This window comes from Streptomyces sp. NPDC002276, assembly GCF_053891435.1.
The window spans coordinates 319805-334912 of record NZ_JBSFCQ010000011.1; the positions used below are offsets into that span (position 1 = coordinate 319805).

Sequence of the window (15108 nt, forward strand, 5' to 3'; positions counted from 1 at the left end):
CCAGGGAGCGTCAAGGTCGCGGACGGCAACGGTGACACCCGCCCTGACGGCCCCTGGAGCCCCGTAGGAAGCCCCTGAGCCGCTCTCAGCGCCCGTGCGACTCCGCCGCCGTGCGGTCGGCCTGTACGGGCGTCACAGGCGTGCCACGCAGGATCTCGTACTCGCCCAGCCCCGCCTGGCTCAGTACCCAACTCGTGCCGTGCAGCGACTTCGCCGCCTTCTTCAGCGGCGCCAGATACGCGGCGGCCTGCCGGTGGTCGGCCACACTGTCCGGCACGCACAGCACGGTGGCCAGGGACAGCGTCACCGCCCTGCCGCCCGCCGCCCAGGGCACGTTCAGCACGGCGCCGGCCAACTGCTCCAGCCCTTCGGGATCGGTGAGCACCAGGAAGTCGTCGCCGCCGATGTGCCCCACGCGCGTGTGCCCGGTCGCGGCCCGCTGCAGCGCCTGCCCCACCGAGCGGATCAACTCGTCGCCCGCCGCGAAACCGGCCCCGTCGTTGACCTGCTTGAAGTGGTCGACATCCAGCCAACTCAGCGCGAACGCCCGCCCGTCCGCGATCCGCCGGTCCACCTCCCCGGTGATCGCGTCCGAACCCGGCAGCCGCGTCAGCGGATTGAGCCCCGCGGCCTCCTCCACCCGCGTCTCGGCCAACGCCCGCACCAGATCCGCCAGTCGTACGACCCCCACGCACCGCCCGTACCGGTCGACGACCGCCACGTCGTCCGACGTACGGTCCGCGTCGCCGACCGCGACGACGTCCAGGACCTCCCAGGCGGTCGCGTCGACGCCGATCGTCCGCGGCACGTCCCCGAGCTTGGCGGCGGGCCGGTCGGCGTACAGGGCGTGCCCGTAGCGCCCCGACATCGACAGCAGGAAGCGGGACCGGTGCACCGACCGGACCGGCACCCCGTCCCGGTCCACGAGCACCACTCCGGAGACGTCGGGCGAGCCGGTCAGCAGCGCGCGGACCTGGTCGGCGGACGCGGTGTCGGGCAACAGCGCGGCCGGGCGGACGAACTCCCGCACCCACGGCCCGGACGGCGGTGTCGTCGCGAGGCCGGGCGGCCGGGGCGGAACGTATACGTCCGCCGCGGGAACCCGGGTCGCCGGCGCGAACAGCTCGCCCTGAGCCAGCTGCGCCCCGGCCGATCGCGCGGTCGCGCACTGCGCCTCGGTCTCCACCCCCTCCACGGACAGCAGGGCGCCCAACTGCTCGCACAGGGTCCGCATCGCGCGCACCGCCGCGGGCCGCTCCAGCAGCGACGCGTCGAGCTTCACCAGGTCGGGCGCGAGGTCCGTGAGCAGCCGCAGGGGGATGTCACCGTCGCCGACGCCGTCGGCACTGATCCGGAACCCCTGGCCGCGCAGCGCGGACACCGCCTCCAGGAGCGCCCGTCGCGGCACGTGCGTGAAGGGCGGGACGATGTCGACCGTCACCTCCCACGGCAGCCGCCCCGCCTCGCGGACCGCGCTGTGCAGGGCGGTGAGCCCGCCGAGGTCGGCGAGGGTGCCGGCGAACACATTGATGTGCAGCGGGAGCAGCGTCTCCTTGCGGGCGGCGGCACGGACCGCCAACACGGCCAGCTTGCCGTCGAGTTCGGGATCGCGGCGGGCCTCGGCCAGGATGTCGCCGGTCTCCGGGCGGACGAGTACCTCCAGGCCCGCGATTCCGCCGGTGGTCAGATTGACCACCGGTTGGAAGGCGAAGCGGAGAGTGTCCGTCCTGGAGCGCACGGCAGCATGATGACGCCACCGGCGTACGCCCAGGCCCAGTTCATAAGACGTTCACGCAGCTGGAGGGCCGATCACACCGCTCGGGCGGCACTCCGCCGCTCAGCGCACCGCCAGCACCGCCGATCCGTGCCCGAACAGCCCCTGGTTCGCGGTGATCCCCACCCGGGCCCCCGCGACCTGCCGGTCACCCGCGTCGCCTCTCAACTGCCAGGTCAACTCGCAGACCTGGGCGATCGCCTGCGCCGGTACCGCCTCCCCGAAGGAGGCCAGCCCGCCGCTCGCGTTCACCGGTGTGCGCCCGCCCAGGGCCGTCGCGCCCTCCCGCAGCAGCTTGGCGCCCCCGCCCTCCGCGCACAGCCCCAGGTCCTCGTACCACTGCAACTCCAGGGCGGTGGACAGGTCGTACACCTCGGCCAGGGAGAGGTCCTCGGGGCCGATGCCGGCCTCCTCGTAGGCCGCGCGCGCGATCGACGCCCGGAAGGTCTCGTCCGGCGGTGCCACCGCCGCCGCGGAGTCCGTGGCGATGTCCGGGAGGTCCAGCACCGTGTTGGGGTAGCGCGGTGTCACCGTGGACACCGCGCGGATCCGTACCGGGTCCGCCGCCCCGTGCCGGCGCGCGAACTCCATGCTCGACAGCACCAGGGCGGCCCCGCCGTCCGAGGTGGCGCAGATGTCGAGCAGCCGCAGCGGATCGGCGACCACCGCCGACGCGGCCACCTCCTCCGCGGCGACCCGCTTCCGGTAGCGCGCGTACGGATTCAGCGCCCCCAGGGCGGAGTTCTTCACCTTCACCTGGGCGAAGTCGTCCGGGGTGTCCCCGTAGAGGGCCATCCGCCGTCGCGCGTACAGCCCGAAGTACGTCGGGTTCGTCGCCCCGAGGACCCGGAAGCGGAGCCAGTCCGGATCGTCGTGCCGGTCCCCGCCGGCCGGCCGGAAGAACCCCTTGGGCGCGGCGTCGGCGCCGACGACCAGCACCACGTCCGCGAGCCCCGAAAGGATCTGCGCCCGCGCCGCGTTGACCGCCTGCGCCCCGGACGCGCACGCCGCGTACACGCTCGCCACCCGGGCACCCTGCCAGCCCAGCGCCTTCGCGAACGTCGCGCCCGCCACATACCCCGGGTATCCGCCACGCACCGTGTCCGCACCGACGATCGAGCCGACGTCCCGCCACTCCAGCCCGGCGTCGGCGAGCGCCGCCCGGGCCGCCGCCGTCCCGTACTCGACGAAGCTCCGCCCCCACTTGCCCCAGGGGTGCATGCCCGCACCGAGCACCGCCACGTCCGCTGTCATGCCCCCACCCCCGCAGGCCGCCAGTGCCAGGTCGTCCAGGTCGTCTCCGTGTCCTCGTCGAGCACACCGGGGACGACCTCCACCTCCATGCCCACCGTCAGATCGGCGACGGTGATCCCGGGAACCGCCTGTCCCAGCACCACGATCCGCTCGGACTCCAGCTCCACAGCGATCAACGCGTACGGTTCCCACGGAAGTTCCGGATCGCTCACATACGGTGACGGTGGCCGGTACCGGCTGTCCGTGTAGGACCAGACACGGCCGCGCCGCGACAGCGGGACCTCCTCCAGGTCGCCGCCCGGGCAGCCCGGATTGCGGCAATGGCCGTCCTCACGCGGGAAGAAGACCGACGCACATCCGGAACAGCACGTGCCGAGCAGCCGGAAGTCGTCCCCGTCCCCGGTGAACCAATCGGTGACCACAGGTGTGCGTGTCCGCGACAACGTCCCTCCACAGCACTGGATCTGACGGAACGTCAGAAGTGTGCCACGGGCAACGGAAAATGAGCAGGCCGTTTCGGTGAACCATCGAGCCCCTTATGGCGTCGTGATACCGGGAGGGACGGCCGGGGCCCACGGGGGTGGTTCCGGCCGTTTCCCGTTTACTCGCGCGGCCCCCGGAAAGACGCCCTCCGCTTGATCGGATACAGTCCGCCGGGTGTCCGAAACTCAAGCCTCCGTCCCCAACTCCGCGCCGGACTCCCACTGTTCGAGCTGTGGATCGCCCTACGGAGAGGGCGTCTCCGGCTGGCCCCGCACCTGCCCGGCCTGCGGCACGGTCGCCTACCGCAACCCGCTGCCCGTCGCCGTCGCACTCCAGCCGGTGTACGACACGAAGGGCACCGCCCTGGTCGTCATCACCCGAACCGTCGCCCCCGCGCGCGGAGGCGTCGCCCTGCCGGGCGGCTACGTCGACGACCGCGAGGACTGGCGGCAGGCCCTCGTGCGCGAACTCAGGGAGGAGACCGGCATCGAGGCCGCGAGCCGCGACGTACGACTCGTCGACGCCATCAGCTCGCCCGACGGCCATCTCCTGCTCTTCGGAGTCCTCCCCGAGCGCCCGGTCGAAACCCTGCCCCAGTCCGCCGCCACCGACGAGACGGAGGGCTGGCACCTCCTGCGCAGGCCCGAGGAGCTCGCCTTCCCGCTCCACTCCGTGGCCGTCAGGGCCTGGTTCGAAGGCCGGTACATCTGAGGTCAGCCCTCACCCAGCCCGCGCACCCGCACCGGGCAGGACGGCGTGCTCACGCCGTCCTCCGACTCCCGCTCCACGACCACCCGCCGGCCCTCCCAGCGGGCGACGTACCGCTCGATCTCCGGTTCGTCCCAGCCGTCGCCCGCGTCCGGCACCACCAGCCCGCCCCCGGTCCGCCCACGGGCGGGCGCCCACACCTCCAGCTCAAGGCCGCCGTCCGCACCGCGCACCGGCAGCACGGCACCCGCGCGCGCGAACACCGGAATCCGCGACAACGAGGCATCGACGAGAACCTGGGCCGGCCCCTCGTACGCCCGCTCCGTCTCCGTGTCGTACCAGCGCCCCCGCGGCAACTGCACCGCCCGCCGGTCCGACCCCGGGGTGAGCACCGGCGCCACCAGGAGGCAGTCGCCCAGCAGGAACGCGTCCTCGCAGTCCCGTAGCGCACGATCCTCCGGAGCACCCCACCACAGGGGCCGCACATACGGCGCCCCGGTCCGCCGCGCCAGATGCGCCAACGTCAGGAAGTACGGCAGCAGCCGCCGTCTCTCGACGAGCGCCACGCGCGCGTGCTCCAGCACGTCGGCACCGAACTCCCAGGGCTCGCGACGCCCCGCGCGTAGACCTGCGTGCGTACGGAACAGCGGCAGATACGCGCCCAGTTGGAACCAGCGCAGATACAGCTCGGGCGACGGACTCCCGTCGAAGCCGCCCACGTCCGGACCCGAGTACGGCACCCCGCACAGCCCCAGCCCCATCACCAGCGACAGCGAGGCCCGCAGCCCCGGCCAGCCGGTGGCCACATCGCCGGACCAGGTGCCCCCGTAGGCCTGCATCCCGGCCCACCCGGAGCGCGAGAAGAGGAACGGCCGCTCCTGGGGCGCCAGTTCACGCAACGCCTCATAGGCCGCCCTGGCCATGCACAGCGCGTACACGTTGTGCGCCTCACGATGGTCACCACCCCGCCCCTCCAGGTCGTGCCGGGCCGAACGCGGCAGTGTCGACTCCCCGAAGGCGGCGAACGACGTGGGCTCGTTCATGTCGTGCCAGAAACCCGCGAACCCCTGCCCGAGCCGCTCCTGGTAGAGCCCGCCCCACCACTCCCGCACACGCGCGTGCGTGAAGTCCGGGAAAACCGCCTCCCCGGGCCATACGACCCCCCGCACCAATCGCCCCGACGCGTCCCGCACGAAGGCGTCCTCGGCCGTGCCGCTGTCGTAGACGGCGTTCCCGGGCTCGGCCTTCACCGCCGGGTCGACGATCGACACCAGCCGGATGCCGTCCCGCCGCAACTCCTCGGCGAGCACCGGCAGTTTGGGGAAGCGCTCGTGGTCGACGGTGAACACCTGGTGCTCGTCGTAGTGGTCGATGTCCAGGTGGACGGCGTCCAGCGGCAGACCACGCTCCTGGTAGCCGGCGACGATCCGCCGCACCTCCTGCTCACCGCCGAAGCCCCACCGCGCGTGATGGTGCCCCAGCGCCCACGCCGGCGGCAGCGCGGGAGCACCGGTCAGCGAGACCCAGGCGTGCAGCACGCGCGCGGGAGTGCCCACGATCACCCAGCAGCGCAGCGGACCGCCGTCCATTCGCAGTTCGGACGACCCCGCCCGGTCGTGCCCGGAACCGGCACCCTCCTCGCCCTCCCGCAGCGTCACCGTGCCGTCCCAGGAGGTGTCGTGGAACACCAGATGCGTGGCCGCGTCGGCCACCACAAGCTGTACCGGCATCGTGATGTACAGCGGATCGTCACCCGGCCCGAAGGCATGCCCGGGGTCGGTGTTCCACAGCCGGTACGTCCCGTCGCGCAGCCGGGGGCCCGACGCGCGCCCACCGAGCCCGAAGAACCGGGCGTCCGCGGCCACCTCCGACCGCTGCATCCAGCGAGCCGTGCCGCCGCCCACCGGCTCCCACCAGCGCGGTGGCAGATCCCGGCGCAGCGTCACACCACCGGGCGTACGCACCTCGACCGCGCCGTGCCGCGACACGGCGACCGTCACCCGCTCCGCCACGACCCGCCAGCCGCCGTCCTTGTCCGGCTCCAGGACGGCCCGAGGGTCCGGCTCGGGGCATCGCCCGGCGAGCGCGTACGAGGGCTCGGGAGCGGCCCCGTCCCAGCCCCAGAAGACCGCCCCGTTCACGGCGACGGTGATGCGCAGTTCGGAACGGCTGAACCGGACGACTCCGCCACCGGGCCCGGGCTCCGCCTCCCGCACCGGCCCGGGCACACGCGCCCGCTCGGCCCCCCGCGCGGGCAACCCGGTGGCGTCGGCACGCCTCCTGCGCCACGCGGCCCGTACGGTACGCAACCCCTGCGCCGCCCCCGCCGAACCGACCACCTTCACCGAACGCACCAGGTCACGACCATCCATGCTGCTCACCCTGCCATTACGGGTCGCGGATCACCGCTTCGTTCAACTTCCGTTCACCCGTGGTGGGACCACATCTTCACGGCACGGACTATGTGGAGCGTGCCCTGGTGCAGAAGTCGATCACATGGCATCGTCCGTGTCAGCCGCGTCACGCGCACACCCCCGCACGTGCGCGCCCGACGCACACGACGCGCACAGTCCCGGGAGCCGCCCCATGTCGACCGTGAACCCCCTGCCCCTCTGGCAGCCAGATCCGGAACGCATCGCCCAGGCACAGGTCACCAGGTTCCAGGCCTGGGCGGCCGAACACCACGGAGCCCCCGCCGACGGCGGCTACGCGGCACTGCACCGCTGGTCCGTCGACGAACTGGACACGTTCTGGCAGGCCGTCACCGAGTGGTTCGACGTCCGCTTCTCGGCCCCCTACGCGCGCGTGCTCGGCGACCGCTCGATGCCCGGCGCCCACTGGTTCCCCGGAGCGACCCTCAACTACGCCGAGCACGCCCTGCGCGCGAGCGCGACCCGCGCGCACGAACCGGCCCTCCTGTACGTCGACGAGACCCACGAGCCACGCCCGGTCACCTGGGCCGAACTGCGCCGCCAGGTCGGCTCCCTGGCCGCCGAACTGCGCACCCTCGGCGTACGCCCCGGAGACCGCGTCAGCGGCTACCTCCCGAACATCCCGCAAGCCGTCGTCGCCCTCCTCGCCACAGCCGCCGTGGGCGGCGTCTGGACGTCCTGCGCCCCCGACTTCGGCGCCCGCAGCGTCCTGGACCGCTTCCAACAGGTCGAGCCGGTCGTCCTGTTCACCGTCGACGGCTACCGCTACGGCGGCAAGGAGCACGACCGCCGCGACACGGTCGCCGAACTCCGCCGCGAACTGCCCACCCTCCGCGCGGTGGTCCACATCCCCCTCCTGGGCACCGACGCTCCCGAAGGTGCCATGGACTGGTCGTCCCTGACCTCGGCCGACGTGGAACCCGTCTTCGAAGAGGTCCCTTTCGAGCACCCCCTCTGGGTGCTCTACTCCTCGGGCACGACAGGCCTCCCCAAGGCCATCGTCCAGTCCCAGGGCGGCATCCTCGTAGAACACCTCAAACAACTCGGCCTGCACTGCGACCTCGGCCCCGGGGACCGCTTCTTCTGGTACACGTCCACCGGCTGGATGATGTGGAACTTCCTCGTCTCCGGCCTCCTGACCGGCACGACGATCGTCCTCTACGACGGCAGCCCCGGGTACCCCGACACGGCCGCCCAGTGGCGCATCGCCGAACGCACCGGAGCGACCCTCTACGGCACCTCGGCCGCGTACGTCATGGCCTGCCGCAAGGCCGGCGTGCACCCCTCCCGCGACTTCGACCTCTCCCAGGTGCGGTGCGTCGCGACCACCGGATCACCGCTGCCCCCGGACGGCTTCCGCTGGCTGCACGACGAGGTCCGCGACGACCTGTGGATCGCCTCGGTCAGCGGCGGCACGGACGTCTGCTCCTGTTTCGCCGGAGCCGTACCGACCCTCCCGGTGTACATCGGCGAACTCCAGGCCCCCGGCCTGGGCACCGACCTCCAGTCCTGGGACCCGAACGGCGACCCCCTGGTCGACGAGGTCGGCGAGTTGGTGGTCACCAACCCCATGCCGTCCATGCCGATCTACTTCTGGAACGACCCCGAAGGCACCCGCTACCACGACAGCTACTTCGACACCTACCCCGGAGTGTGGCGCCACGGCGACTGGATCACCGTCACCTCCCGGGGCTCCGTCGTCATCCACGGCCGCTCCGACTCCACGCTCAACCGCCAAGGCGTGCGCATGGGTTCGGCCGACATCTACGAAGCGGTCGAACGGCTCCCGGAGATCAAGGAGTCCCTCGTCATCGGCATCGAACAGCCCGACGGCGGCTACTGGATGCCCCTCTTCGTGCACCTCGCCCCCGGAGCCGTCCTGGACGACGCCCTCCTGGGCCGCATCAAGCAGACGATCCGCGAACAACTCTCCCCACGCCACGTCCCCGACGAGGTCATCGAGGTCCCCGGAGTCCCGCACACCCTCACCGGAAAACGCATCGAGGTACCCGTCAAACGCCTCCTCCAGGGCACCCCGTTGGAGAAGGCGGTCAACCCGGGCTCCATCGACAACCTCGACCTGCTGAGCTTCTACGAGGACCTCGCCCGCAAACGCGCCTGATCGCCCTCCCGTAGAGGCCGATCACGACCGATCATCCCCCATAGGTGGCCTCGGACTCGCCCTCGCCGAGCACCGCGGCGAAGTCCGAGGCCAGCCGCACCGCGTCGGCCGGTTCGAGTTCGGCGACGGAGATCCGTACCCCCGGCTCGGACGACAGCCGGAACCGCGCCCCCGCGGCGACCCACCAGCCGTACGATCGCAGCCCGTTGACCACGGCGGACTCGTCCCGCACCGGCACCCAGAGATTCATCCCACTCGCGCCGTGCGACGCGATCCCCCGCCCGCCCAGCTCCCTGCGGAGGGCCTCCCGCCGCAGTCCGTAAGCCTCTTGAGCACGCGTGACCAACGCGCGCGTGCCGTCGTCCGTCATCAGCCCCTGGACGGTCTCCTGGAGGAGATGACTCACCCAGCCGGACGTCAGCAGCAGCCGCCCGTCGTGCCGCGCCAGCGTGGTCCGGTCGCAGGCCGCCGCGGCCCACCGCAGGTCGGTGCCGAGGAACTTGCTCACCGTCCGCACATGCACCCAGCGCGGCAACCCGCCGGAAGCCAGCGACCACAGGGGAGCGCCCGCCACGGCGGACGCGTGATCGTTCTCCACGACGAGCACTTCGGGCCCGTCCCGGAGCACCTCGACAAGGGCGTCACGGCGCGCGGCCGAGAAACCGCCGCCGTACGGATTCTGCGCCCGAGGACTGCACACCACGGCACGCACACCGGCCCGCAGCGCCATACGCAGCGCATCGGGACGCAACCCCTCGTCGTCCACGGCGACCGGCACGCTCCGCAGCCCCAACGCCGTGACCAGATCCAGCAGATGGTGATACCCGGGATCCTCCATGGCCACCGCGTCCCCGGGCCGCAGCTCCACCGACAGCAACCGCCCGATCAGATCCAGCGCCCCGTGCGCGAAGGTCACCTGCTCCACAGGCACACCGTCAGGCCGAAGCCAGTCCCGTACGACATCCTCCAACCGCGCCAACCGAGGCGTCGACCGGTGCGACCGCGCACCCGGGGACAGCCGCGAGGGCGGCACCAGCGCGGGCAGGAAGAGCGGGTCGGGGTGCCCGCCGGCCAGATCCCGCAGACCCTCCGGGACCCGGGGCGGCCGTCGGGACGCCACCGAGGGGGCCTGTGCCACCACGGTCCCGCCCCGCCCACGCGTGACGACGATGCCCCGCTGCCGCAACTCCTTGTACGCGGTGGCGACCGTGCCCGGACTCACCCCGAGCTCGTCCGCGAGCCGCCGAACCGGAGGCAGCGCGGCATCCGGCCCCAACACGCCCTCGGCCACGGACCGCTCGACGGACGCGGCAATCCCCTTGGCCGTCGTACCACTGATCCCATATTGTATTGCCACGTCATCAACTATGTATCAATACATAATGCGACGCAAGGGGGAACAGTGAGCACGACCCGCCGCACAGCCGCACGGCCGAAACGCATACCCGGAGGACGCGACGGCCGCAGAATGCTCGCGATCGCCCTCGTCGACCGCACCGGCAGCGGCCTGTGGGCCTCCGTGTCCGTCCTGTACTTCACCTACGTCTCGCATCTCTCCGTCGCCCAGGTCGGCACCCTCGCCGCGATAGCGGGAGCCCTCGGCATCGCAGGCGCACCCCTGGGCGGTCGCCTCGCCGACCGGTTCCCGCTCACCCGCGTCCTCACCGCCCTCCAACTCCTGCGCGCCCTCGCCTCCTTTGCCCTGCTCACCACGGACAACTACGTCCTCCTGATCGCCTTCTCCGCCGCCGGCGGTTTCGGTGACCGCGCCGCCAACGTGCTCACCAAGCTCTACGCCACCCGCGTGGCCGGACCGGACCGCATCCGCTACCAGGCCATCAGCCGAACCGTCGCCAACGCGGGCTGGGCCCTGGGCGGTCTCGCCGCGGCGGCCGCACTCGCCCTCGGCACAACAGCCGCCTACCACTGGCTCCTTCTCGGCGACGCCCTCTCCTTCGTCGCCGTCGCCACGCTCACCGTGCGCTGCGGCGAACCCCCGTCACCACAACGCGTCATCGCGACATCGAAGGACGCTCCGCCCGCGAACAAGCCCCCGAACCCCTGGTGCGACCGCACCTATCTCGCCTACGTCGCGACCGAGACCGTCCTCTTCCTCGACGACGCCGTCTTCAAGGTCGGCCTGCCACTGTGGATCGCCCACGCCAGCGAGGCACCGCACGGCCTGGCGCCCCTGCTGATGGTCCTCAACAACGTGATGGTCGTGGCCCTCCAGGTCCCCCTGGCCCGCTTCGGCACCACGACCACAGCCGCCCGCGACCTGCTGATTCCGCTCTCCGCCGCCTTCGCCCTGGGCGGGACCACCCTCGCCCTCTCGGCCACCGGCGGAGCCGTCACCGCGACCGTGCTCCTCACCGCCTCTGCCGCCGCCTTCACCATGGCGGAAATGCTGCACGCCACCGTCTCGTGGGAACTCTCCGTCGCCCTCGCACCCGGCACCGCGCAAGGCACCTACCTCGGCGTGCACGGACTCGCCCAGTCCACCCAGCGCAGCATCGGCCCACTGGCGGTCACCGCAGCCATCGCCACCGGCCCCCTCGGCTGGACCGCCTTCGGTGCTGTCATCGCTCTGACCTGCGTGATTCAGCACCGACTGCTCCGCCGACCACTGGCTCGGACGCCGTTGTCAGTGGCGCCGGTTACTGTGAGTGAGCATTGATCGACAGCGCACAGGGGGAAACATGGCGCACACCGACCACCAGACCATGCGACGCGTTCTGCGCCGCGAAATCGCCGGCACCATCGGCCTGTTGACCGACGAGCAGGACTTCCGCGCCATGCGGCGCTATCGCAGCTTCACCTTCGACGACCACACCGCCTACCTCCAACAAGTGGAAGCACTCCTCAGGAGCCGAGCCGCCCAGGGCAGCCACACCAGCGTGGCCCTCTTCGACCCCCAGGAATACGCCGAGTTCTGCGCCGACAGCGGCCTGGACCCCGACAACCCGTCGAGCCGCACCCGCTTCACCGCCGAACTCGCCACCACCGGCCCCACCCTGCCCTACGACGGCCAACCGCTCGCCGACCTCCTACCGGCCCTCGTCGACGAGGCCGTCCGCCAGGCGACCTGGGAGTACGTCACCACGCTCCTGGCCCGCCTCGGCACCTGCGTCACCTGCGGCGAGGACATCGGCCGCGCGGCCTTCACCCGAGCCTCCGGCCTCCTGGTCCGCATCCTCGACACGGCCCGCCCCGGAAACCGACATCTGGTGTGCAGTGTCTCGGGAACACCGGAAACCATCGTCGCCGCACTCCACGCCGACCAGGACGAGGACGGAGCCACCCACCTGGACGACGCCGAAGCCCTCGAATTCACCAGCATCCTCGCTCTAGGCATCGCCACCCGAAGCCCCGGCGGCCTGGTCATGCGTACCACCAGCCCCAACACCACCGACTGCATCTACGGCTGGCGCCTGCGCGGCGACGGCCTGGAACCCCTGACCGCCGGCGAGGTCTTCGACGCCTACTGCACCGACGTCGAATCCGGAGATCTGATCTCGCCCGAATCAGGCGTCGACTACTGCGTGCCGCCCGACCTCGGCGACCTGGAACAGCCTCCGGGAGGACACCACCACTGAACACACCAGGGGCGCCCCACCCGGTGGTGAGGCGCCCCTGGACCAGAGCCGACGGACGGCTTCCTGTCCGGCTACTCGCCGGACAGCACCGCCTGAGCCGCCTGACGTGCCTCCTCGGCACTGTCCGCGGCCCGGGCCGCCAGCGCGGCCCGCTCGCACTGGGCGAGCGTGTACTTCGCCAGCGTCGACCGTACATAAGGAATCGAAGCGGCACCCATGGAAAGGGAGGTGACTCCAAGACCGGTCAACACACAAGCCAGCAGCGGGTCGGACGCGGCCTCACCACAGACACCACAGCTCTTGCCCTCGGCCTTCGCCCCCTCGGCGGACATCGCCACCAGGTCGAGCAGCGCGGGCTGCCACGGATCCTGAAGACGGGAGACAGCGCCCACCTGACGGTCGGCGGCAAAGGTGTACTGCGCGAGGTCGTTGGTCCCCAGCGACAGGAACTCGACCTCCTGCAGAATCGAGCGCGCCCGCAGCGCGGCCGACGGAATCTCCACCATCGCGCCGAACTTCGCCCGCAGACCCGCCTCCCGGCACGCGTCCGCGAACGCCTTGGCGTCCGCACGGTCCGCGACCATCGGAGCCATGACCTCAAGGTAGACAGGCAGTCCCTCGGCGGCCTTCGCGAGCGCGGTCAGCTGAGTCCGCAGCACGTCGGGGTGGTCGAGCAACGAACGCAGCCCGCGCACACCCAGGGCCGGGTTCGGCTCGTCGGCGGGCGTCAGGAAGTCCAGCGGCTTGTCCGCGCCGGCGTCCAGCACCCGCACGACGACCCGCCCCTCGGGGAACGCCTCAAGCACCTGCCGGTACGCCTCGACCTGCTTCTCCTCGGACGGCGCGTTCTTGCTGTCGTCCAGGAAAAGGAACTCGGTACGGAAGAGCCCCACACCCTCGGCCCCCGCCGCCAACGCGGCCGGCACATCAGCGGGACCGCCCACATTGGCGAGCAACGGCACCTTGTGCCCGTCGGAGGTGGCACCCGGCCCCGTCGAAGAGGAGAGAGCGGCCTTGCGCGCGGCAGCCGCGGCCTCCAGCTCGGCCTTCTTCTGATCACTCGGGTTCACGAAGATCTCGCCGGTGCTGCCGTCCACGGCGACAACCGTCCCCTCGGCCAACTCGCCGGCCCCCGGCAGCGCCACCACGGCGGGCACACCGAGCGCCCGCGCCAGGATCGCGCTGTGACTGGTCGGCCCGCCCTCCTCGGTGACGAAACCGAGCACGAGGGCCGGGTCCAACAGCGCCGTATCGGCAGGCGCAAGATCACGAGCGATCAGGACGTACGGCTCGTCGCTGTCCGGAACACCCGGCATCGGCACCCCGAGCAACCGGGCGACGATACGGTTCCGCACATCATCGAGGTCGGCGACCCGACCGGCCAGGTAGTCACCGGCACCGGCCAGCAGGGCACGGTAGGCGGCGAAGGCGTCGTACACGGCCCGCTCGGCCGTGCTGCCGACGGAGATACGGCGATCCACGTCCGTCATCAACTCGGGGTCCTGGGCCATCATGGCCTGGGCCTCAAGCACCGCCTGGGCTTCGCCCCCCGCCAGATTGCCGCGTGCCATCAGGTCGGCCGCCACAGCGTCCACGGCCTGGCGGGCGCGCCCCTGTTCACGCTCCGCGTCCTCCACCGGAATCTGCTTGGCAGGCGGTTCCAGAACCGCCGTCCCCATGTGCCGAACCTCGCCGATCGCCACACCGTGGCTCACACCGACGCCTCGCAGCGTTGTCTCCATCTCACCCGTCTCCGATAGTGCGGCGGGTCCCGCCGCCGCGGTGGTTGTCCTGCACACCGTCATTTCGACGGCACTGACGTCACTCCCAGGAGAAGAGCCTGTCGCCGGCCTTCACATCGCCGTCCTCGCGGAGTTCGGAGAGGGACTCGGCAGCGGCCTCAAGGGCCACGATCGGGCACACCGGGGACTTGCCGGCGGCCTCGACAGCGGCGGGGTTCCAGCGCACGACACTCTGACCCCGGGTCACGGTGTCGCCCTTGCTGACGAGCAGTTCGAAACCCTCGCCATTGAGCTGCACGGTGTCGATACCGAGGTGGATCAGAACACCATGCCCCTCGCTGTCCACGACGACGAAGGCGTGAGGGTGGAGGGAGACGATGACTCCGTCCACGGGAGAGACGGCCTCGGAGGGCTCACGTACGGGGTCGATGGCGGTGCCGGGGCCGACCATGGCCCCGGAGAAGACGGGATCCGGCACCTCGGTCAGTCCGATGGCTCGTCCTGCGAGCGGGGACGTCACGGTGGTCATGGGAAGCCTCCCAGGGGTGGAAATGTGATGGGGCCGTCACTACCTGTCCCGGACGGCACACTGAGCAGCAGGGTATGTCATATGTAGTACCGGTTCCGCCCGAGAGGTCTGGATTAGTGGTCTAGACCACACCTCTAATCGATTTGCACCTGCTCTACGGCCGCATGTACAGTCGTACTCCTGCTTGAGGCCGAGCGACGCGACCAAGCGTCTTTGCTTGGCTTGGCAGCACCCAACTTGTCAGATCCTATCCCGGGGTCACCTTCTGCATGCCTGCAGGATGGTGGTCAGGGGGCCGGAAAAACACTGATAGAGTTTGGAACACCGAAGGGAAGCCCGGAGGAAAGCCCGAGAGGGTGAGTACAAAGGAAGTGTCCGTTCCTTGAGAACTCAACAGCGTGCCAAAAATCAACGCCAGATATGTTGATACCCCGTTCATCGGACACTTTGTCCGGTGGCGAGGTTCCT

Annotated in this window: 11 protein-coding genes; 4 read left to right on the forward strand and 7 right to left on the reverse strand. The window is 71.1% G+C overall.

From position 1 onward, the window contains the following. Positions 1-85: 85 nt before the first annotated feature. From ACWIHT_RS27925 to ACWIHT_RS27935, 3 genes are all read right to left on the reverse strand, one after another. Complete coding sequence (locus ACWIHT_RS27925) at positions 86-1738, reverse strand: EAL domain-containing protein (protein ID WP_456171021.1); 1653 nt, start codon at positions 1736-1738, stop codon at positions 86-88. A gap of 99 nt (positions 1739-1837) precedes the next feature. Continuing rightward, the gene (locus ACWIHT_RS27930; protein WP_456171023.1) at positions 1838-3028 is read right to left on the reverse strand and encodes a lipid-transfer protein; all 1191 of its coding nucleotides are present in this window, start codon (positions 3026-3028) and stop codon (positions 1838-1840) included. Continuing rightward, a complete protein-coding gene (locus ACWIHT_RS27935; RefSeq protein WP_456171024.1) occupies positions 3025-3450 on the reverse strand; it encodes a Zn-ribbon domain-containing OB-fold protein in 426 nt (141 codons plus the stop codon). Before ACWIHT_RS27935 ends, ACWIHT_RS27930 begins: the two co-directional genes overlap by 4 nt. A gap of 235 nt (positions 3451-3685) precedes the next feature. Between ACWIHT_RS27935 and ACWIHT_RS27940 the strand changes: the two genes are divergently transcribed. After that, positions 3686-4222, forward strand: a complete 537-nt coding sequence (locus ACWIHT_RS27940; RefSeq protein ID WP_456171025.1) for an NUDIX domain-containing protein — start codon at positions 3686-3688, stop codon at positions 4220-4222. Between the two features lie 2 nt (positions 4223-4224). Here ACWIHT_RS27940 and ACWIHT_RS27945 read toward each other — a convergent pair whose 3' ends face one another. Then, on the reverse strand, positions 4225-6591 hold the full coding sequence (locus tag ACWIHT_RS27945) for a glycoside hydrolase family 31 protein (RefSeq protein ID WP_456171026.1): 2367 nt from the start codon (positions 6589-6591) through the stop codon (positions 4225-4227). 214 nt (positions 6592-6805) lie between these two features. Here ACWIHT_RS27945 and ACWIHT_RS27950 point away from each other — a divergent pair, with 214 nt between their 5' ends. Beyond that, positions 6806-8773 (forward strand): acetoacetate--CoA ligase, encoded by a 1968-nt coding sequence (locus ACWIHT_RS27950; RefSeq protein WP_456171027.1) that lies wholly within the window; start codon positions 6806-6808, stop codon positions 8771-8773. 31 nt (positions 8774-8804) lie between these two features. On the opposite strand, the gene ACWIHT_RS27955 is transcribed toward ACWIHT_RS27950, so the two are convergent. Beyond that, positions 8805-10130 (reverse strand): aminotransferase class I/II-fold pyridoxal phosphate-dependent enzyme, encoded by a 1326-nt coding sequence (locus tag ACWIHT_RS27955; RefSeq protein WP_456171028.1) that lies wholly within the window; start codon positions 10128-10130, stop codon positions 8805-8807. Positions 10131-10175: 45 nt separating this feature from the next. Between ACWIHT_RS27955 and ACWIHT_RS27960 the strand changes: the two genes are divergently transcribed. Both ACWIHT_RS27960 and ACWIHT_RS27965 read left to right on the forward strand, forming a co-directional pair. Continuing rightward, positions 10176-11450, forward strand: a complete 1275-nt coding sequence (locus ACWIHT_RS27960) for an MFS transporter (RefSeq protein ID WP_456171029.1) — start codon at positions 10176-10178, stop codon at positions 11448-11450. Between the two features lie 22 nt (positions 11451-11472). Further along, complete coding sequence (locus ACWIHT_RS27965) at positions 11473-12369, forward strand: hypothetical protein (protein ID WP_456171031.1); 897 nt, start codon at positions 11473-11475, stop codon at positions 12367-12369. 71 nt (positions 12370-12440) lie between these two features. Here the strand turns inward: ACWIHT_RS27965 and ptsP are convergent, their stop codons facing one another. Continuing rightward, positions 12441-14111 (reverse strand): phosphoenolpyruvate--protein phosphotransferase, encoded by a 1671-nt coding sequence (gene ptsP, locus ACWIHT_RS27970; RefSeq protein WP_456171033.1) that lies wholly within the window; start codon positions 14109-14111, stop codon positions 12441-12443. A 79-nt stretch (positions 14112-14190) separates the two neighbouring features. Then, positions 14191-14640, reverse strand: a complete 450-nt coding sequence (locus tag ACWIHT_RS27975; RefSeq protein WP_456171035.1) for a PTS sugar transporter subunit IIA — start codon at positions 14638-14640, stop codon at positions 14191-14193. Between the last annotated feature and the right edge of the window lie 468 nt (positions 14641-15108).

Excerpts from the sequence above, each read along its gene's own strand:
- ACWIHT_RS27945 (WP_456171026.1), bottom strand. The coding sequence starts at position 6,591 with ATGGATGGTCGTGACCTGGTGCGTTCGGTGAAGGTGGTCGGTTCGGCG.
- ACWIHT_RS27930 (WP_456171023.1), bottom strand. The coding sequence starts at position 3,028 with ATGACAGCGGACGTGGCGGTGCTCGGTGCGGGCATGCACCCCTGGGGC.
- ACWIHT_RS27965 (WP_456171031.1), top strand. The coding sequence starts at position 11,473 with ATGGCGCACACCGACCACCAGACCATGCGACGCGTTCTGCGCCGCGAA.
- ptsP (WP_456171033.1), bottom strand. The coding sequence starts at position 14,111 with ATGGAGACAACGCTGCGAGGCGTCGGTGTGAGCCACGGTGTGGCGATC.
- ACWIHT_RS27950 (WP_456171027.1), top strand. The coding sequence starts at position 6,806 with ATGTCGACCGTGAACCCCCTGCCCCTCTGGCAGCCAGATCCGGAACGC.
- ACWIHT_RS27975 (WP_456171035.1), bottom strand. The coding sequence starts at position 14,640 with ATGACCACCGTGACGTCCCCGCTCGCAGGACGAGCCATCGGACTGACC.